General features: G+C 61.9%; 12 protein-coding genes. All 12 read left to right on the top strand.

What is annotated here, in order from left to right; genetic code table 11:
- Positions 1-100: 100 nt before the first annotated feature.
- The 12 genes from J4D99_RS22210 to J4D99_RS12615 all read left to right on the top strand — a co-directional run bounded on the left by J4D99_RS22210 (position 101) and on the right by J4D99_RS12615 (position 16044).
- On the top strand, positions 101-4708 hold the full coding sequence (locus J4D99_RS22210; protein ID WP_208132083.1) for a translocation/assembly module TamB domain-containing protein: 4608 nt from the start codon (positions 101-103) through the stop codon (positions 4706-4708).
- 169 nt (positions 4709-4877) lie between these two features.
- Entirely contained in the window at positions 4878-5762 is an 885-nt protein-coding gene (locus J4D99_RS12665) for a cell division protein FtsX (protein WP_208132082.1), read from the top strand.
- Positions 5763-5768: 6 nt separating this feature from the next.
- On the top strand, positions 5769-6131 hold the full coding sequence (locus J4D99_RS12660; protein WP_208132081.1) for a DUF3098 domain-containing protein: 363 nt from the start codon (positions 5769-5771) through the stop codon (positions 6129-6131).
- Between the two features lie 138 nt (positions 6132-6269).
- Positions 6270-7100 carry an undecaprenyl-diphosphate phosphatase gene (locus J4D99_RS12655; protein ID WP_208132080.1) on the top strand — a complete coding sequence of 277 codons (831 nt, stop codon included), beginning with the start codon at positions 6270-6272 and terminating at the stop codon, positions 7098-7100.
- Complete coding sequence (gene truB / locus J4D99_RS12650) at positions 7097-7930, top strand: tRNA pseudouridine(55) synthase TruB (RefSeq protein ID WP_208132079.1); 834 nt, start codon at positions 7097-7099, stop codon at positions 7928-7930. The genes J4D99_RS12655 and truB overlap by 4 nt, the downstream gene beginning before the upstream one ends.
- A 28-nt stretch (positions 7931-7958) precedes the next feature.
- On the top strand, positions 7959-8909 hold the full coding sequence (locus J4D99_RS12645; protein ID WP_208132078.1) for a bifunctional riboflavin kinase/FAD synthetase: 951 nt from the start codon (positions 7959-7961) through the stop codon (positions 8907-8909).
- Positions 8910-8973: 64 nt separating this feature from the next.
- On the top strand, positions 8974-10191 hold the full coding sequence (locus J4D99_RS12640) for a carboxypeptidase-like regulatory domain-containing protein (protein WP_208132077.1): 1218 nt from the start codon (positions 8974-8976) through the stop codon (positions 10189-10191).
- Positions 10192-10250: 59 nt separating this feature from the next.
- Positions 10251-11465 carry a carboxypeptidase-like regulatory domain-containing protein gene (locus J4D99_RS12635; RefSeq protein ID WP_208132076.1) on the top strand — a complete coding sequence of 405 codons (1215 nt, stop codon included), beginning with the start codon at positions 10251-10253 and terminating at the stop codon, positions 11463-11465.
- Positions 11462-12163 carry a CoA transferase subunit A gene (locus J4D99_RS12630; protein WP_208132075.1) on the top strand — a complete coding sequence of 234 codons (702 nt, stop codon included), beginning with the start codon at positions 11462-11464 and terminating at the stop codon, positions 12161-12163. Before J4D99_RS12635 ends, J4D99_RS12630 begins: the two co-directional genes overlap by 4 nt.
- Positions 12164-12186: 23 nt before the next feature.
- The gene (locus J4D99_RS12625; RefSeq protein ID WP_208132074.1) at positions 12187-13497 is read left to right on the top strand and encodes a serine hydrolase domain-containing protein; all 1311 of its coding nucleotides are present in this window, start codon (positions 12187-12189) and stop codon (positions 13495-13497) included.
- A gap of 20 nt (positions 13498-13517) precedes the next feature.
- Positions 13518-14186: a 3-oxoacid CoA-transferase subunit B gene (locus J4D99_RS12620; RefSeq protein ID WP_208132073.1), complete on the top strand. Its 669-nt coding sequence runs from the start codon at positions 13518-13520 to the stop codon at positions 14184-14186.
- A gap of 310 nt (positions 14187-14496) precedes the next feature.
- Complete coding sequence (locus tag J4D99_RS12615; protein ID WP_236018653.1) at positions 14497-16044, top strand: bifunctional GNAT family N-acetyltransferase/carbon-nitrogen hydrolase family protein; 1548 nt, start codon at positions 14497-14499, stop codon at positions 16042-16044.
- Positions 16045-16264 lie beyond the last annotated feature (220 nt).

Here is a 16264-nt window from a genome sequence, read left to right as displayed (position 1 = left end):
ACCCTTATGCGTTGGCGCGATTGATGCGCGCGAAATGCCGCACCTTTGCGTTATATCCGGCTCGCTAGGGCTTTAGCTTAACCTGCATTCGCTGTCTTTCGTGCGTCGCGTCCTCCGTATTCTGCTCCGAATCTTGCTAGGGCTGGCCATTGCGCTGGTGCTGGTGCTAGGCGGGGCATTGCTGGCGCTGCGCCTGCCGGGCGTACAAACGCGGCTAGCCCAGCGCGCGGCCGAAACCCTAAGCAGCAAGCTAGGGCAGCGCGTAGAGGTGGGCAGCGTTGATATCCGGCCGTTTTCGCACGTGCTGCTCGAAGGCATTCGGGTGCTCGACCGGCGGGGCGGCGAGCTGTTTGGCGTGGGCCAGGCCGATGCCGACATCAAGCTCTTTTCGGTGTTTGACCCGCGCCACCTGCACGTGGGCACCCTCACCCTCACCGAGCCGCGCTTTGTGCTGCGCGACGTAGCCGGCCAGCCCGACTCAACTACCCTTGACCAGTTTTTGAGCGCCATCAAGCGCCTGAGCGGCCCGCCCGACACCACTAAGTCGGCGCCGTTCGACTTTCAGCTCCACGACATCGCCATTCGCAACGGCCACTTTGCCCTGGAGCGGCCCGACCGGCCCCGCGAGAAATACTACGGCCGCAGCATCGACTACAATCACCTGATAGCCGACAGCATCTACGCCGATATCTCGAACCTCAACTGGCAGAGCGACACCCTGCGCGCCCGCATCGCGGGCCTGCGCACCGTGGAAACCCCTAGCCAGACGCACCTGCGCGAGCTCACGGCCGACATTGCGTATAACCAGCACTTCTGGGAATTCAACAACCTGACCTTGCGGGTTGGCCGCAGCGAGCTGCGCAAGTACGTGCGCTTTGAGTACAAGCGCTTCGGCAATTTTTCGGACTTCAACGACTCGATGCGGGTGGTGACGCAGCTGCGCGGCGCCAAGGTCTACACCGACGACATCGCCAAGTTTGCGCCTCAGCTGGCGTCGCTGAAAGACTCCGTTTTCCTGTCGGGCGATGCCAAGGGCTACGTGCGCGACTTCCAGATTAAGAACCTGGATGTGCGCTACGGCCGCCACACGCACATCGTGGCTACCCGCGCCCACGCCGACAACCTGCCCCGCTGGCGCGAAAGCCTGATTGACCTGCGCCTGCAGCCCTCGCAGGTCGATGCCGCCGACCTGCGCAAGTTTCTGCCGGCTTCGGCCAACAAGCTGGTGCAGCGGCTAGGCCTGGTGAAGCTCGACGGGCAGTTCATTGGCTTCTACAATGACTTTGTGGGCAAGGCCAATTTTGCTACAGCGCTAGGGTCGGTTTCGACCGACGTAAACCTCAAGACCAAGAGCGACTTCGACCACGCCGTGTACGAGGGCACCGTGCGCAGCACGGCCTTCAACCTGGGCAAGTTTATTGGCGATGAGTCGATTATCCGCGACGTGACGCTCAATGGCAAGGTGGAGGGCACGGGCTTTGTGCCTCCCATTGCCAAGGGCCACGCCGTGGTGACGGTGCCGGCCATCTGGCTGAGCGGCTACCGCTACCACAACCTCAGCCTCGACGGCGACTTTGCGGGCCAAGGCTTCAAGGGCAAGGTGACGGCCGACGACCCCGCCGTGCGCCTCACGGCCAACGGCGACTTCAACCTCGACCCTAAGCACCAGCACATCAATGTGCAGGCTACTATTGCCCACGCCAACCTCGCCACGCTCGGCCTGCTAGGGGTGCCGCTCACGGTGAGCACTACGGCGCGCGTGAACCTGCGCGGCACCCAGCTCGACTCGCTGCTGGGCACGGCGCAGCTGCGCGGCTCGCACTTTGCGCTGCGCGGCCAGAGCCTCGACCTCGACACCCTCGACGTGCGCAGCACCCGCAGCAGCCGCGGCCAGCGGCAGGTAATGCTGCGCTCGGAGCTGGCTGACCTCACGGCAAACGGGGCGTTTGAGTTTGCGACGGTGGTGCGCGACTTGCAAACGCTCTGGCACGAGTACCGGCTCAACTTTGAGAGCAATGCCGCCGCCACGGCCGCCTACTACCACCGCAAGCGCCAGGTGCGCCTGCCAGTGTACGCCATTGAGCTGGATGTGAATCTCAAGCACATCAACCCGGTGCTGAACCTGTTTATGCCCGATTTGCAGATTGCCGACCGCAGCCACCTCGACGGCTCGTTTCGGCAGGGCGAAACGTCGATTTTGCAGCTGGGGGGCAAGTTTGACAGCATCTGGTATGGGCCGGTGCACACTATCAGCACCGAGTTCGACTTCACTACCTCCAAGCTACCTTACCAGCCCGAGGTACTGGCCCAGGCCAGCCTCACCTCCGAGCGCCAGCTCGTGCCTGCGGTGGGGCGCACCGAGAAATTTGTGGTGGAAGGCGTGTGGGACCAGCAGCGCATCAACTTCTCGACCTCGCTCGCCCAGAGCGGCACCACCAACCGCGCCACCATCAATGGTGCGCTGAGTTTCCTGCCGCGGGCGGTGCAGGTGGTATTTCGGCGCAGCAGCCTCAATCTGCTGAACCAGGAATACGTGATTGCGGCCGACAACTCGGTGAAAATAAGTGGTGGCGGCAAGGAGTTTGACATTCAGAACTTTGTCATCAGCCACGGCAACGAGCGGCTGAGTGCCCAGGGCGTCATCTCACCCGACCCGCGCCTGCCACCGCTCAAGCTCGACATTGCCAACTTTGACCTGGCCACCCTCACCTCCGTTATCGGCCAGCGGCTAGGGGGCCGCCTGAACATGCAGGCTGCCGTAAGCGGCGTCTATAACCAGCTGGCTATCAACAGCACCCTGGCCGTCGATTCCCTGGTGTACGAAGGCGTGCCTATCGGGCAGGTGGCGGGCCGGGGCGACTGGGACAACCCCAGCAGCCAGCTGCGTCTCAGCCTCGATGTGGCCCGCCAGCAGCAGCGCGTGCTCACCGTAACGGGCTACCTGGCACCGCGCTCTACCACCCAGCAGCTCAACCTAACCGGCGAGCTCAACGACGCGCCCATCGTGCTGGCGCAGCCCTTTTTGGGCAGCATTCTGCAAAACCTGGGCGGCACCGGGCGCGGCCAGCTGCAGCTAGGGGGCATGTTTAGCGCCCCTACCCTGGCTGGCGCGGTCGATGTCACGGATGGCCGCTTCACCTTCGGCTACCTAGGCACTACGTATAAGTTTGCCGACCGCATCAGCTTCACCACTAGCTCGATAGCCTTTAGCAACGTGCAGCTGCGTGATGCGCAGGGCAACCTGGGCACCGTGACTGGCCTCATCCGGCACCAAGGCTTCCAGAATATGACGCTCGATATGAGCGCCAATTTCCGCAAGTTTCAGGTGCTGCACACCACCCGGCGCGACAACGAACTGTACTTTGGCACGGCCTACGCCACCGGCACGGCCACCGTGCGCGGCCCGGTCGATGACCTGGTGGTGAACGTGACGGCCACTTCGGAGGCCGGCACCCGGCTAGCCCTGCCCCTCGACAACGCCGCCAAGGCCGAGCAGGCCAGCTACATCCGGTTTGTAAATCGCAACCTGCCCGACTCGGTGCGCCGCCGCCAGGCCCGGCAGGCGGCCATCATTGCCGAGCAAAGTAAGGTCGATTTATCAGGTATTCAGCTCAATATGAACCTGACGGTGACGCCCGACGCCTACCTGGAGATTTTGCTGGATGAAAGCACCGGCGACGTAATCCGGGGTTCGGCCACCGGGCAGCTGCGCTTGGCCATCGATACGCGCGGCGATTTTAATATGTATGGCCAGGTCGAGATTGTGCGCGGCGCCTACAACTTCACGCTGCAAGGCCTTGTCAACAAAGAGTTTGTGGTGCAGCCCGGCGGTATTATCACCTGGAACGGCGACCCGCTCGACGGCCAGATGAATGTCACGGCCACTTACACGCAACGCACCTCACTAGCCCCCATCTTGTCGAGCACCGGCACGGGCACGAGCGCGGCGGTGGTGCCCGTCACGGCCGTGATGAACCTGACCGGACCGCTGCTGCTACCGGTTATCAAGCTGGCGCTGGAGTTTGACGATGCTCCCAGCTCGCTGCAAAACGACCTGGCGGCGTTCATCGCGCTGCTGCGCAACGACGAGCAAGAACTGAACCGGCAGGTATTCAGCCTGCTTGTTTTCAGAACGTTATCACCGCAGAACAGCAATAGTTTCAGTGGCATTTCGCTCACGGGGCAGGGCAATGCGGTGCAGAACAGCCTGGGCCAGATTATCTCCTCGCAGCTCGGCCTGCTCACCTCGCAGATAGACCGAAACCTGGAAATCGACTTTAATATCAACGGCCTCACGGCCGACCAGCTGCAGGCCTTGCAAGTGCGCCTGAGCTACTCCTTCCTCGGTGGCCGGCTGCGCCTGACTCGCGAGGGCGGCATCAGCAATTCGACTTCGTCGGCCATCAACCCCAACACCGGCCTGCCCTACTCAGCTACGCAGTCGTCGCTCATCGGCGACTTTAGCTTGGAATATTTCCTGCGGCCCGATGGAAAATTCCGGGCCAAGCTGCGCTACGAAACCACTCCGCGCGACAACATTGTGACCACCGTGAACCAGCCGCGCGCCGGTATTTCACTATTGCACACCAAGGAATTTAACAACCTGCGCGAGCTCTTTGGCCGCGAAAACCCGAGCCGCCGCCAGCGCGGCACCCAGCGCGCCCGCGAGGTGCTGACGGTAGAGGAAGACAAGCGCACGAGCTTGTAAAGCGCTCTTACCGCCTGTCATTGCGAGCCTGCGAAGCAATCTTTCCTTATCGCTAGGGCTACTAATTCAACGAAGCGAACGAAAAGGAAGGATTGCTTCGCGTTGCTCGCAATGACAAAGGGTAGTTTGGCGTCATTCTACTTAAAGCCACGCGTACCTTTGCCGCTCTATGGCCCGGCCCCACAAAAAGAAACTCGGCTCCTACCCTACGCTGCTGGTGGTATTCAGCATCACGCTGGCGCTTACCGTCATTGGGTTGTTTGGCCTGCTGCTGCTGCACGCCCACAAGTTGAGCGAGCAGGTACGCGAAAACCTGGAAGTGCAGGTGTACCTGGAGCGCAACCTGCCCGAAACCGAGCTGCTGCGCCTGCAACAGGACCTGGAGCACCAGCCCTACGTGGCCGAGCTCAATGGCCAGCCCCAGGTGCGCTTCGTGAGCAAGGAGGAGGGCGCCCGGCAGCTGCTCGAAACCACCGGCGAAGACTTTCACAACTTCCTGGATGACAATCCGCTGCGTGATGCTTACGCCCTCAAGATAAAACCCGAATACACCGACACTACCCACCTGCGCCTGCTAGGCCGCAGCCTGAGCCAGCAGCGCGGCGTATTTGAAGTGCAGTACCCCAAGAGCCTGTTTACCAGCATCAACCAAAACCTGGCTCGGGTGAGCCTGCTGCTGCTGGGCTTTGCGGCGGTGCTCGTGCTAGTGGTGGTGATTTTGATTAACAATACTATTAAGCTGGCTATGTTTTCGCAGCGGCTGCTCATCCGCTCGATGCAACTGGTGGGCGCCACGCGGTTCTTTATCCGGCAGCCCTTCATCCGGCGGGCCACCTGGCAGGGGCTAGCCAGCGGGTTTTTGGCTGCGCTGGTCTTGCTGAGCTTACTGCAATATGCCTACCTCGAAATCGCGCAGCTGCGCCTGTTGCGCGACGACCACCTCATCGGCCTGCTGCTGCTGGGCGTGCTGGGCCTGGGCACGGCCATTGGCTTTCTCAGCTCTTATTGGGCCGTGAATAAATACCTGAACGTATCGCTCGACGAGCTTTATTAACCTGCTATGCAACCAACTACTCCGGCCCCGCGCTTCGCCTTTGGCCCCCGCAACTTTCGACTGATGTGGCTCGGCCTGGCCGTATTGGCCGTGGGCTTCATCACGATGATGCTCGACGGGGCCGACTACGGCGAGGGCTTTCTGGGCCTCACGCTCGGGCCCATTCTGCTGTTTGTGGGCTTCGGAATTGAGTTTGCGGCCATTATGGTGCGCAGCAACCCGGGCGAAGAGGTGCCGGTGGCGCCCGCTCCTACGCCCCTGGCCGAAGCTGCCCAACCCCTGACCCAGCCGGTAGCTAGCATGCCTGCTCCGCCCACGGCCCCCGTGGCGCCGCGCCCGGCCAAGCCCGCCTACAAGCGCCCTAGCTAGGGCCTATTTACCCTTTCTTATCAGTGCGAGCCTGCGAAGTAATCGCATCAGAACGAGCCGTCAGGACTTCGTCCGGGTGCAATTGCTTCGCAGGCTCGCACTGACAGTACCTATACTACACCAACTAACACCGAACCAATGACTTACTGGCAGGCCCTTTTGCTGGCCATCGTGGAAGGAATCACCGAGTTCCTACCCGTTTCCAGCACCGGCCACATGATTATCGCCTCCAAGCTGCTGGGCATCACGGCAACGCCGTTTGTAAAACTGTTTTTAGTAGTAATTCAGCTCGGCGCTATTCTATCGGTGCTAGTGGTGTACTTCAAGCGCTTTTTCCAGAGCTTCGATTTTTACCTCAAATTACTGGTGGCTTTCCTACCCATCGTGGTAGTAGGGCTAGCCCTCAAAAAGCACATCGACGCGTTGCTCGAATCGGTGACGACGGTGGCCGTGATGCTGCTGCTCGGCGGCATCGTGCTGCTGTTTGTCGATAAGTGGTTTCCGCAGGAAGACCCGCAGCACGGCGGCCACCCGGTTACGAACCCTAGCTGGAAGGAAGCTTTCGTGATTGGCCTGTTTCAGTGCCTGGCAGTAGTGCCGGGCGTGAGCCGCTCGGCGGCCACCATCATCGGCGGCCTCACGCAGAAGCTCACGCGCCGGGCGGCGGCCGAGTTTGCGTTCTTCCTGGCCATGCCCACAATGGCCGCGGCAGCCGTAAAGGACATTTACGATTATTATAAAGAAGCGCACGCGCAAGGCATTACGCTAGGGCACTTGTTTTCGGGCGAGGAAGTGAAGCTGTTGGTGCTCGGCAACGTGGTGGCCTTTGTAGTGGCGCTGCTGGCCATCCGGCTCTTCGTAGGATTTGTGGCGAAATATGGCTTCCGCGCTTTTGGTATCTACCGCATCATTGTGGGCGGGCTGCTGCTCCTGATGCTGGCGCTGGGCCTTAACCTGCAACTGGTATGAGTGAAAAGAAACAGCTGGCTGACTTCGACTTCGAAAAAGGTGAAGTGCTGCTGCTCGATAAGCCGCTGACCTGGACATCGTTCGACGTGGTGCGCAAGGTGAAAAACACGCTGCGCCCGCGCAAAATCGGCCACGCCGGCACCCTCGACCCGTTGGCTACCGGCCTGCTCATTCTCTGCACTGGCAAGAAAACCAAGGAGATAGACCAGATTCAGGCGCAAGAAAAGGAATACGAAGGCACGTTCCGGCTAGGCCAGACCACGCCGAGCTTCGACCTCGAAACCGCCGTAGACAGCGAGCAGCCCTATGCGCACCTCACAGAGGAAGTGATAAAGGCAGCCGCCGCCACATTCTTAGGAAAGATTGAGCAGACGCCACCGCGGTTCTCGGCCGTGAAGGTCGATGGCCAGCGCGCCTACGAGTTGGCCCGCAAGGGTGAGGAGGCCGTTATCAAGTCGAAAACCGTTGAAATCAAATCGTTCGAGCTGACGCGCATCGCGCTGCCCGAGGTTGATTTTCGGGTGGTGTGCTCGAAGGGTACTTACATCCGCAGCCTGGCCCGCGACCTGGGCCTGGCGCTGGGTTGCGGCGCCCACCTTACGCGCCTGGTGCGCACCCGCATCGGCGCGTACCGCCTGGCCGACGCTTGGACGGTGGCCGAGGTGCAGGCCCTGCGCCCGCCCCGCCCCACCGCCGAAGGTCCCGCTAGCCCCACCGAGCGCCCGCGCCGCGAGCGCACCCGCGTGGCCCGCGCCGGCCTCGACTACTACGCCGCCCAGCAGGCGAGCGCGGCAGACCCAACCCCATCGCAGCCAGCAGAATCTGCGTAATCCCAAAATCTGCGTCAATCTGCGATTCATGGTAGTTATTACTGACCCCGCCGAGTTTCCGGCCCTGGCCAATGCCGTGGTGACAAGCGGTACCTTCGATGGGGTGCACCGGGGGCACCAGCGCATTTTGGCGCGGCTGCGGCAGGTGGCCGACGCCGTGGGCGGGCCGGCTGTGGTCATTACCTACTGGCCGCACCCGCGCCTGGTACTGGGCCCGCCGCCCTCGCACCCCGAGCTGCTGGAGTTGCAGCTGCTCAATACGTTGGAGGAGCGCGTGGCCCGGCTAGCTGAGTTTGGGGTTGACTATTTATTGGTAATGCCGTTCACCCGCGAATTTGCGGAGTGGACTTCGGAGGAATACATCCAGGAGTTATTGCTCAAAACCGTGGGTACCAAGCACCTGGTAATTGGCTACGACCACCGCTTTGGCAAAAACCGGGAGGGCGGCTTCGATTACCTCAGCCGGCACGCGGCGCGCTACGGCATCACGGTAGAGGAAATTCCGCGCCAGGACGTGGACGCGGTGGGCGTAAGCAGCACCCGCATCCGCAAGGCGCTACGCGGCGGCGACGTGGCCACCGCGACCGCCTACCTGGGCTACCACTACCCCGTGACGGGGCTGGTCGTGACCGGCCAGCAGCTGGGCCGCACCATCGGCTACCCGACGGCCAACCTGGAGGTACCCGAGAAACTAAAGCTGGTGCCGGCACAGGGTATTTATGCGGTGTGGGCCACCACAGCGGCGGGCACGCGCCATCCGGCCATGCTCAGCATTGGGGTGCGGCCCACCATCGGCGCGGGGCTAGCGCAAACCATTGAGGTAAACCTACTTGACTTCAGCGGCGACCTATATGGGCAATTCCTGACGCTGGAATTCGTTGCCTGGTTGCGGGGCGAGGAAAAGTACGACGGCCTGGCGGCCCTCACGGCCCAGCTGGCGCTCGATGCGCAGGCTACCCGCGCGGCGCTGGGCGTGTAGGCCGGTCCTCGGCCCGACTATTGCAACGCGCCGCTAGCCTGCCGGGCTACTACCTACCTTTTTTATGCACAAGACACTCGCCTTTCTTCTGTTCTTATTGCCGGGGCTAGCCCTGGGCCAGGGCCGCCTCAGCGGCGTGGTGCAAGACTCGGCCACCCACCAGCCGCTGGCGTTTTCGAGCGTATTTCTGGCCAACACCACGCTAGGGGCTACGACCGACGACCAAGGCCGGTTCGAGTTTCCGAAGGTGCCGGCCGGCACTTACGAGGCGGTGGGCACCTACGTGGGTTACCGGCTTAGCAAGCAGACCATTACCATTGGCAAGGCCGCCGCGCCGCAGCAGCTTACCTTTTTGCTAGGCTCGGCCGGGCCGCAGCTGGGTGAGGTGGTGGTGCAGGCCAACCCGCACCGCGAGGAAGACTTCAAGAAGTTCACCAGCTACTTTCTGGGGGAGAGCACGTTTTCGCAGCAGTGCCACATCACCAATCCCAAAGACATTGTGGTGTACACCAACGACTCGACCAAGGAGCTGACGGCGGCGGCCAAAAACTTCGTGCAGGTCGAAAATGAGGCGCTGGGCTACCGGCTCAAGTATTTCGGCATGTTCTTCACCTACAACCCCGAAACGGACTTTGTGGCCTTCAGCGGCTCGCCGGTATTTGAGGAAATGACGCCCCGCGACGCGGCCCAGCAGCGGCAGTGGGAAGCCAACCGCGCGACGGCCTATATCGGCTCGTTTCCGCACTTTTTGCGCAGCGTGTACACCGGCCAGCTGCGGGCCAATGGCTTTATGGCCCAGCAGGTGCGCATTATGCCCAACAAGCGTTTTGAGCGGCTTGAGCCGCTGTCGCGCCGCCCGGCCGGCTCGCTCACCGATGCTGAGCAGGATTCGCTCGAAGTGCTGGGCAAGCTGGCGCCGGCTTTCGCCACGCTCTACCCGGCCGCCAGGTCTCTCGACAGCCTGCGCCGGGTGGCCGATGGCCGCGTGTACCTGCGCTTTACGGGCGAGCTGCAAGTGGCGCACTTTGGCGAGGCGCCCGACCGCAACTACTCGGAGCCCATGGCCACGCTAGGGCCCGAGCCGCGCAAGCAGCCCTACCCCGCCCAGCGCGAGGTGTCGCGCCTGCGCCTGCAAACCCGCGAGGCCGAAATCAGGCCCAACGGCACGCTGCGCAACCCGGCCGATGTCTCGACCGGCGAGTACTGGGGCTTCGAGAAAATGGGCGAGTTTCTGCCGCTCGACTACCAGCCACCCGTGCTAGCCCCCACGCCGGCTAAGTAACCGCGCCGACCGCCGGCTGGGGCAACTTTTGCCCGGCCGCTTGGGTACATGGGTGCGCAATGCGTACGGTGCTGGCCTTTTTCTGCTTGTTGCTGCCGGGGCTGGCCTTGGGCCAGGGTCGCCTCAGCGGCGTGGTGCAAGACTCCGTTACGCACGAGCCGCTAGCCTTCGCCAGCGTGTTTCTGGCCAATACCACGCTCGGCGTCACGACCACCGAGCAGGGCACTTTCACCTTTCCGAGCGTGCCGGCCGGCGGTTATGATGTGGTGGCCTCCTACGTGGGCTACCGGCTAGCCCGCCAGGCAGTTACGATAGGCGCGGCGCCCCAGCAGCTCACGCTACGGCTAGCCCCTTCGGCCAATAAGCTGGGTGAGGTAGTGGTGCGTCCCAACCCCAACCGGGCCAGCGACTACCAGAAATTTTTGGACCTCTTCTTGGGCCGCAGCACCTTCTCGAAGCAGTGCCGCATTGCCAACCCCGACGATGTGCTGCTCGACTACGACCCCAAGGCCAACGAGCTCACGGCCTCGGCCTACAAGTTTGTGCAGGTCGATAACAGCGCGCTGGGCTACCGCGTCAAATATTATGGACTGCGCTTCGTGAGCAACTTCACCGAGCAGGTCGTCACGTTCTACGGCCAGCCGGTATTCGAGGAAATGACGCCCCACTCGGAGCGCCAGCGCCGCACCTGGCAGGCCAACCGCGTGCGCGCCTATCTGGGCTCGCTGGCGCACTTTCTGCGCAGCGTGCGCGACAGCCAGATGACGGCCCAGGGCTTTGTGGCGCGGCGGCTGCGCGTGGTGCCCAACCCGCGCTTTGCCCCCGCCGATAGCGCCCGCAAGCAGCTGCTTCGCCAGCGCCGCGCCTATTCGGCCGCCGAGCAGGATTCGCTGAAACGCTGGGCTAGCGTGCCGCCCAGTTTCGCCTTGCTCTACACCGCGCCGCGCCACCTCGATAGCCTGCGTCACGTGGTATCCGGCGGCCAGCGCGTGTTTCTGCGCTTCCGCGACCATCTGCAAGTGACCTACTTGCTGGTGGGCCCCGATGCCAACTACCACCCGCAGCCTTCGCCCTTTGCCCGCAGCGCGGCGCCTCCGCCGCAAGACCGGCAGGTGTCAGAACTCATGCTGATGCAGCCCGAAATTGAGATTCAGCCCAACGGCCAGCTAGCCAATCCGCTGGCCGTATTTATTGACGGGTACTGGGGTTTCGAAAAAATGGGTGAATTTTTGCCCGTCAATTACCAGCCTCCCGCCTCTTCCTCCCACCCATGATAACCAAAACTGTGGCCGACGCCCAGGCCGCCCTAGCCGGCCTCGCCGACGGTATGACCCTGATGCTCGGCGGCTTCGGCCTCTGCGGCATCCCCGAAAACGCGATTCAGGAAATTCTGCGCCTCGGCGTCAAAAACCTGACCTGTATCAGCAACAACGCGGGCGTCGATGACTTCGGCATCGGGCTGCTGCTGCAACAGCGCCAGGTCCGCAAGATGATTTCGAGCTACGTGGGCGAAAATGCCGAGTTTGAGCGTCAGTTGCTGGCCGGCGAGCTTGAAGTAGAGCTTATTCCGCAGGGCACCCTAGCCGAGCGCTGCCGCGCCGGCGGGGCCGGCATTCCGGCCTTTTATACGCCGGCTGGCTACGGCACGGAAGTGGGCGAAGGCAAGGAAAGCCGCGAGTTTAACGGCAAGATGTACCTGCTCGAAACTGGCCTTACCGCCGATTTTGCCCTGGTAAAAGCTTGGAAGGGTGACACCGCGGGCAACCTCATCTACAAGGGCACGGCCCGCAACTTCAACCCCATGATGGCCACAGCCGGCAAAATCACGGTGGCCGAGGTAGAGGAGCTGGTGCCCGCCGGCGAGCTCGACCCCAACCAGATTCATACGCCGGGTATTTTCGTGCAGCGCATTTTTCAGGGCAAAAACTACGAGAAGCGTATTGAGCAGCGCACGGTGCGCGCCACTGCCTAGCGAGGACTTTTAGCACAAGCGGTATGCGTAAAAACTTCTTCGCTAGCCTGCTATTCAGCAGCTTAGTTGCCACAGCGGCGCTGGCCCAGCCGGCCGCGCCACCTTCCGTTATGCTGCCAGCAGCGGCGCCCGCTAGCGTCGGTGTCAGCCCCGAAGGCTTACTTAAAATCGACCAGCTGCTGCAAGGCTACGTGGCCGATGGCCGGCTGCCGGGCGTAATCGCCCTGGTGGCCCGCGATGGCAAGGTGGTGTACCGCAAAGCCTTTGGCTACGCCGATGCTCAGGCCAAGACGCCGCTGCGGCCCGACGCCATCGAGCGCATCGCGTCCCAGACCAAGGCCATCACGAGCGTGGGGCTGATGGAGCTCTACGACCAGGGCAAATTTCAGCTCGATGACCCCATCTCGAAGTACCTGCCGGCTTTCGCGCACCCGCAGGTGCTGGCCACCTTCAATGCCAAGGATACAACCTTTACGACGGTGCCGGCGCGCAGCGAGATTACCATTCGGCAGCTGCTGACGCACACCTCGGGCATTGGCTACGCCGTCATTGGCTCGCCCGAGGCGCGGGCTATCTATGCGAAGGCGCATGTGCCTTCGGGCGTGGGCTCGCCTTCTGGCACCCTAGCCCCGGCCATTGATGCGCTGGCCCGGCAGCCGCTGATGAACCAGCCCGGCGAGCGCTTCACCTACGGCCTGAGTGTGGACGTGCTGGGCCGCCTGATTGAGGTGCTAAGCGGGCAGCCGCTCGACCAGTATCTGCGCGCCCACGTGTTTGAGCCGCTGGGTATGCGCGATACGTACTTCTACCTGCCCGCCGACCGGCACAGCCGCCTCGTGCCGCTCTACACCGAGTACCAGGGGCGCACTGTGCCCATGCCGGCTAGCGGAATGCTGGGCTTGCGGCCCGACTTCCCGAACCAAGCGGGCACCTACTTTTCGGGGGGCGGGGGCTTATCATCGACTATTGATGACTACGCCGTTTTCCTTCAGATGATGCTAAACGGCGGCACTTACAACGGCCATCGCCTGCTGAAACCCAGCACGGTGGCCCTCATGACCCAGAACCAAATTGGTGACGTGAGTCAAGGGCTCAACAAGTTTGGCCTCGGCTTCAGCATCGTGACACCGGCCGGCGCGGCTCAAACCGGGCAGTCGGTGGGTAGCTACGAGTGGGGTGGCGCCTTCGGCACCGACTACTGGGTTGACCCCAAGGAAAAGCTCGTAGTGCTCATTTACACCCAAAAATTTCCGCATACCAATACGCCCGACCTGGTGCCTCGCTTCCGCAAGGCCGTGTATGCGGCCCTAGCCAAGCGCCAGGCGGCCAAGTAATCCTTCTTCCCTTCCCACCCATGCCCCTCGACAAACACGGTATCGCCAAGCGCATTGCGCAAGAAGTAGAAAACAATTCCTACGTGAACCTCGGCATCGGCATTCCAACGCTGGTGGCCAACTACATTCCGCAGGGCATCAACGTAGAGCTGCAAAGCGAAAACGGGCTGCTGGGCATGGGCCCCTTTCCCACCGAAGACCAAGTTGACCCCGACCTCATCAACGCCGGCAAGCAGACAGTGACTACGCTACCGGGCTCCTCCATTTTCTCGTCGGCTGACTCGTTTGGCATGATTCGCGGCGAGCACGTCGACCTGACCATCCTGGGCGCGATGGAGGTGAGCGAGCGCGGCGACATCGCCAACTGGAAAATCCCCGGTAAGATGGTGAAAGGCATGGGCGGCGCCATGGACCTGGTGGCCTCGGCCAAGAACATCATCGTGGCTATGCAGCACGTGGCGCGCGACGGCTCCAGCAAGCTACTCACCGACTGCACCTTACCCATCACTGGCCTGCGCTGCGTGAAGAAAATAGTGACTGAGTTGGCCGTGCTCGATGTGACGCCCGACGGCTTCGTACTGCGCGAGCGGGCGCCCGGCGTGAGCGTGGCCCAGATACGGGCGGCCACGGCCGGCCGCCTGCTAGTGCCTGTGCCCGACGAAGCCGTGCCTGAGATGACGGGCGTGTAGCCCCAGCGTAAACTTGCGCACCTATCTGCCCGTTTAGCAGTTATACGTCCCGCTGGCGGCTAGCCAGCGGGTTTTTTCTGGGGCAATTTCACCCAGTATTCCCCTATTTGCTTCGATTTTTTAAGTTGTTATGGCTACTTCTTCCAACGGCAAGGCCGCCCCTAACGGCGCGCACCACCACAAAAAAAGCGGCAAGCTAGGCCCCGCCCTCACGGCCATCGACGAGCGCCTGACGCCCACCGCCGTGCCGGCCCACAAGCTGGTGCTGCGCCAGCTGCGCCGCAACGACTTCAAGGCCATCAAGGCCATTATGGAAAAGGTGTACTCTAATATGGAAGGCGCCTGGGCGCAAGAGGAATACAACGCGCTGCTCAAGAAATTTCCCGAAGGCCAGATTTGCATTGAAGACAACGGGCAAGTAGTGGCCGCCGCACTGGCTATCATCGTGGATTACAGCAAGTTTGGCGACAAGCACACCTACGCCAAGATTACCGGCCACGGCAAGTTTGATACCCACGATGCCGAGGGCGACACGCTCTACGGCGTCGATGTATTTGTAGACCCCGAGTACCGCAGCCTGCGCCTGGGCCGGCGCCTCTACGACGCCCGTAAGGAGCTGTGCGAGAGCCTGAACCTGCGCGCCATGGTGGCCGGCGGCCGCATTCCTGGCTACGCGCAGTACGCGGGCGAGATGACGCCCGCCAAATACGTGGAAATGGTGCGCAATAAGGAGCTCGTGGACCCCATTCTCACGTTCCAGCTCTCGAACGAGTTTTACGTGCGCAAAATCATCCGCGGCTACCTGCCTTATGACTCAGAGTCAAAGGCTTACGCTACGTTGCTGGAGTGGATTAACGTGTACTACGATGAGGAGTTTGATAAGCTCATCGGCAACCAGAAGTCGAACGTGCGCATCGGCATTGTGCAGTGGCAGATGCGCGCCACCAAGAGCCTGGAAGACTTTTTCCAGCAAATTGAGTTCTTTGTCGATACCGTGAGCGGCTACAAGGCTGACTGCGTGCTGTTTCCGGAGTTTTTTAACGCCCCCATGATGGCGCTGACCAACGAGGAATCGGCCTCGGCGGCCATTCGGGGCATGGCCGCCTTCACCGAGCCCATTAAGGTGCGCATGATGGAGCTGGCCGTGAGCTACAACATCAACGTAATTGCGGGCTCCATGCCGGTGTACGAAGATGGCAAGCTCTACAACGTGAGCTACTTGTGCCGCCGCGACGGCACCGTAGACGAGCAGTACAAGCTGCACGTGACGCCCGACGAGGCGAGCTACTGGGGCATGCGCGGCGGCGATAAAATCAAGTGCTTCGATACCGACTTTGGCAAAATCGGCATTCTGGTGTGCTACGATGTGGAGTTTCCGGAGCTGAGCCGCATTCTGAGCGACGAGGGCATGAAAATCCTGTTTGTGCCCTTCTGGACAGATACCAAAAACGCCTACCAGCGCGTGCGTATCTGCGCCCAGGCCCGCGCCATCGAAAACGAGTGCTACGTGGCCATCACGGGGTCGGTGGGCAACCTGCCGCGCGTGGAGAATATGGACATTCAGTACTCGCAGTCGGCCGTGTTCAGCCCCTCCGACTTTGCCTTTCCGCACGATGCCATCGTGGCCGAGGCCACGCCGAATACAGAGATGACGCTCATCGCCGACCTCGACCTTGACCTGCTTAAAGACCTGAACAGCAGCGGCGCCGTGCGCAACCTGCGCGACCGCCGCAAGGACCTGTACTCAGTAAGCTGGATTGCCAAAAAGACTGAGCGCGACGACGAGTTGCTGGCCCAGGGCGAGGAGCGCCAGCCCGCCGTGAAGCCCAGCCGCCGCAAGGCCGTGGCCGCCGGCTAGCCCCCACTGGCACAGCTATTTTCGGCTAAGCCCGTCAGAGGTGACCAAGTCACTGCTGACGGGCTTATTTTATGTATTGGCGCCGCTGGCTGCCCTAGCGGTGGCTGCTTATTCGTGTTAGGGGTTTCTGTGATGGGTATTTAAAAGCTCGCGGGCTGAAGAAAAATTAATGTGGGCTTAAGCCGGGCCTCAGGCGATAGTAGAAATTTTGTAGCGTCGC

This window comes from Hymenobacter sp. BT559 (assembly GCF_017571525.1).
Taxonomy (GTDB): domain Bacteria; phylum Bacteroidota; class Bacteroidia; order Cytophagales; family Hymenobacteraceae; genus Hymenobacter; species Hymenobacter ginsengisoli.
This window is presented reverse-complemented; position numbering and strand designations above follow the sequence as displayed.

Excerpts from the sequence above, each read along its gene's own strand:
- J4D99_RS12665 (WP_208132082.1), top strand. The coding sequence starts at position 4,878 with ATGGCCCGGCCCCACAAAAAGAAACTCGGCTCCTACCCTACGCTGCTG.
- J4D99_RS12660 (WP_208132081.1), top strand. The coding sequence starts at position 5,769 with ATGCAACCAACTACTCCGGCCCCGCGCTTCGCCTTTGGCCCCCGCAAC.
- J4D99_RS12655 (WP_208132080.1), top strand. The coding sequence starts at position 6,270 with ATGACTTACTGGCAGGCCCTTTTGCTGGCCATCGTGGAAGGAATCACC.
- truB (WP_208132079.1), top strand. The coding sequence starts at position 7,097 with ATGAGTGAAAAGAAACAGCTGGCTGACTTCGACTTCGAAAAAGGTGAA.
- J4D99_RS12645 (WP_208132078.1), top strand. The coding sequence starts at position 7,959 with ATGGTAGTTATTACTGACCCCGCCGAGTTTCCGGCCCTGGCCAATGCC.
- J4D99_RS12640 (WP_208132077.1), top strand. The coding sequence starts at position 8,974 with ATGCACAAGACACTCGCCTTTCTTCTGTTCTTATTGCCGGGGCTAGCC.
- J4D99_RS12635 (WP_208132076.1), top strand. The coding sequence starts at position 10,251 with ATGCGTACGGTGCTGGCCTTTTTCTGCTTGTTGCTGCCGGGGCTGGCC.
- J4D99_RS12630 (WP_208132075.1), top strand. The coding sequence starts at position 11,462 with ATGATAACCAAAACTGTGGCCGACGCCCAGGCCGCCCTAGCCGGCCTC.
- J4D99_RS12625 (WP_208132074.1), top strand. The coding sequence starts at position 12,187 with ATGCGTAAAAACTTCTTCGCTAGCCTGCTATTCAGCAGCTTAGTTGCC.
- J4D99_RS12620 (WP_208132073.1), top strand. The coding sequence starts at position 13,518 with ATGCCCCTCGACAAACACGGTATCGCCAAGCGCATTGCGCAAGAAGTA.
- J4D99_RS12615 (WP_236018653.1), top strand. The coding sequence starts at position 14,497 with ATGGAAAAGGTGTACTCTAATATGGAAGGCGCCTGGGCGCAAGAGGAA.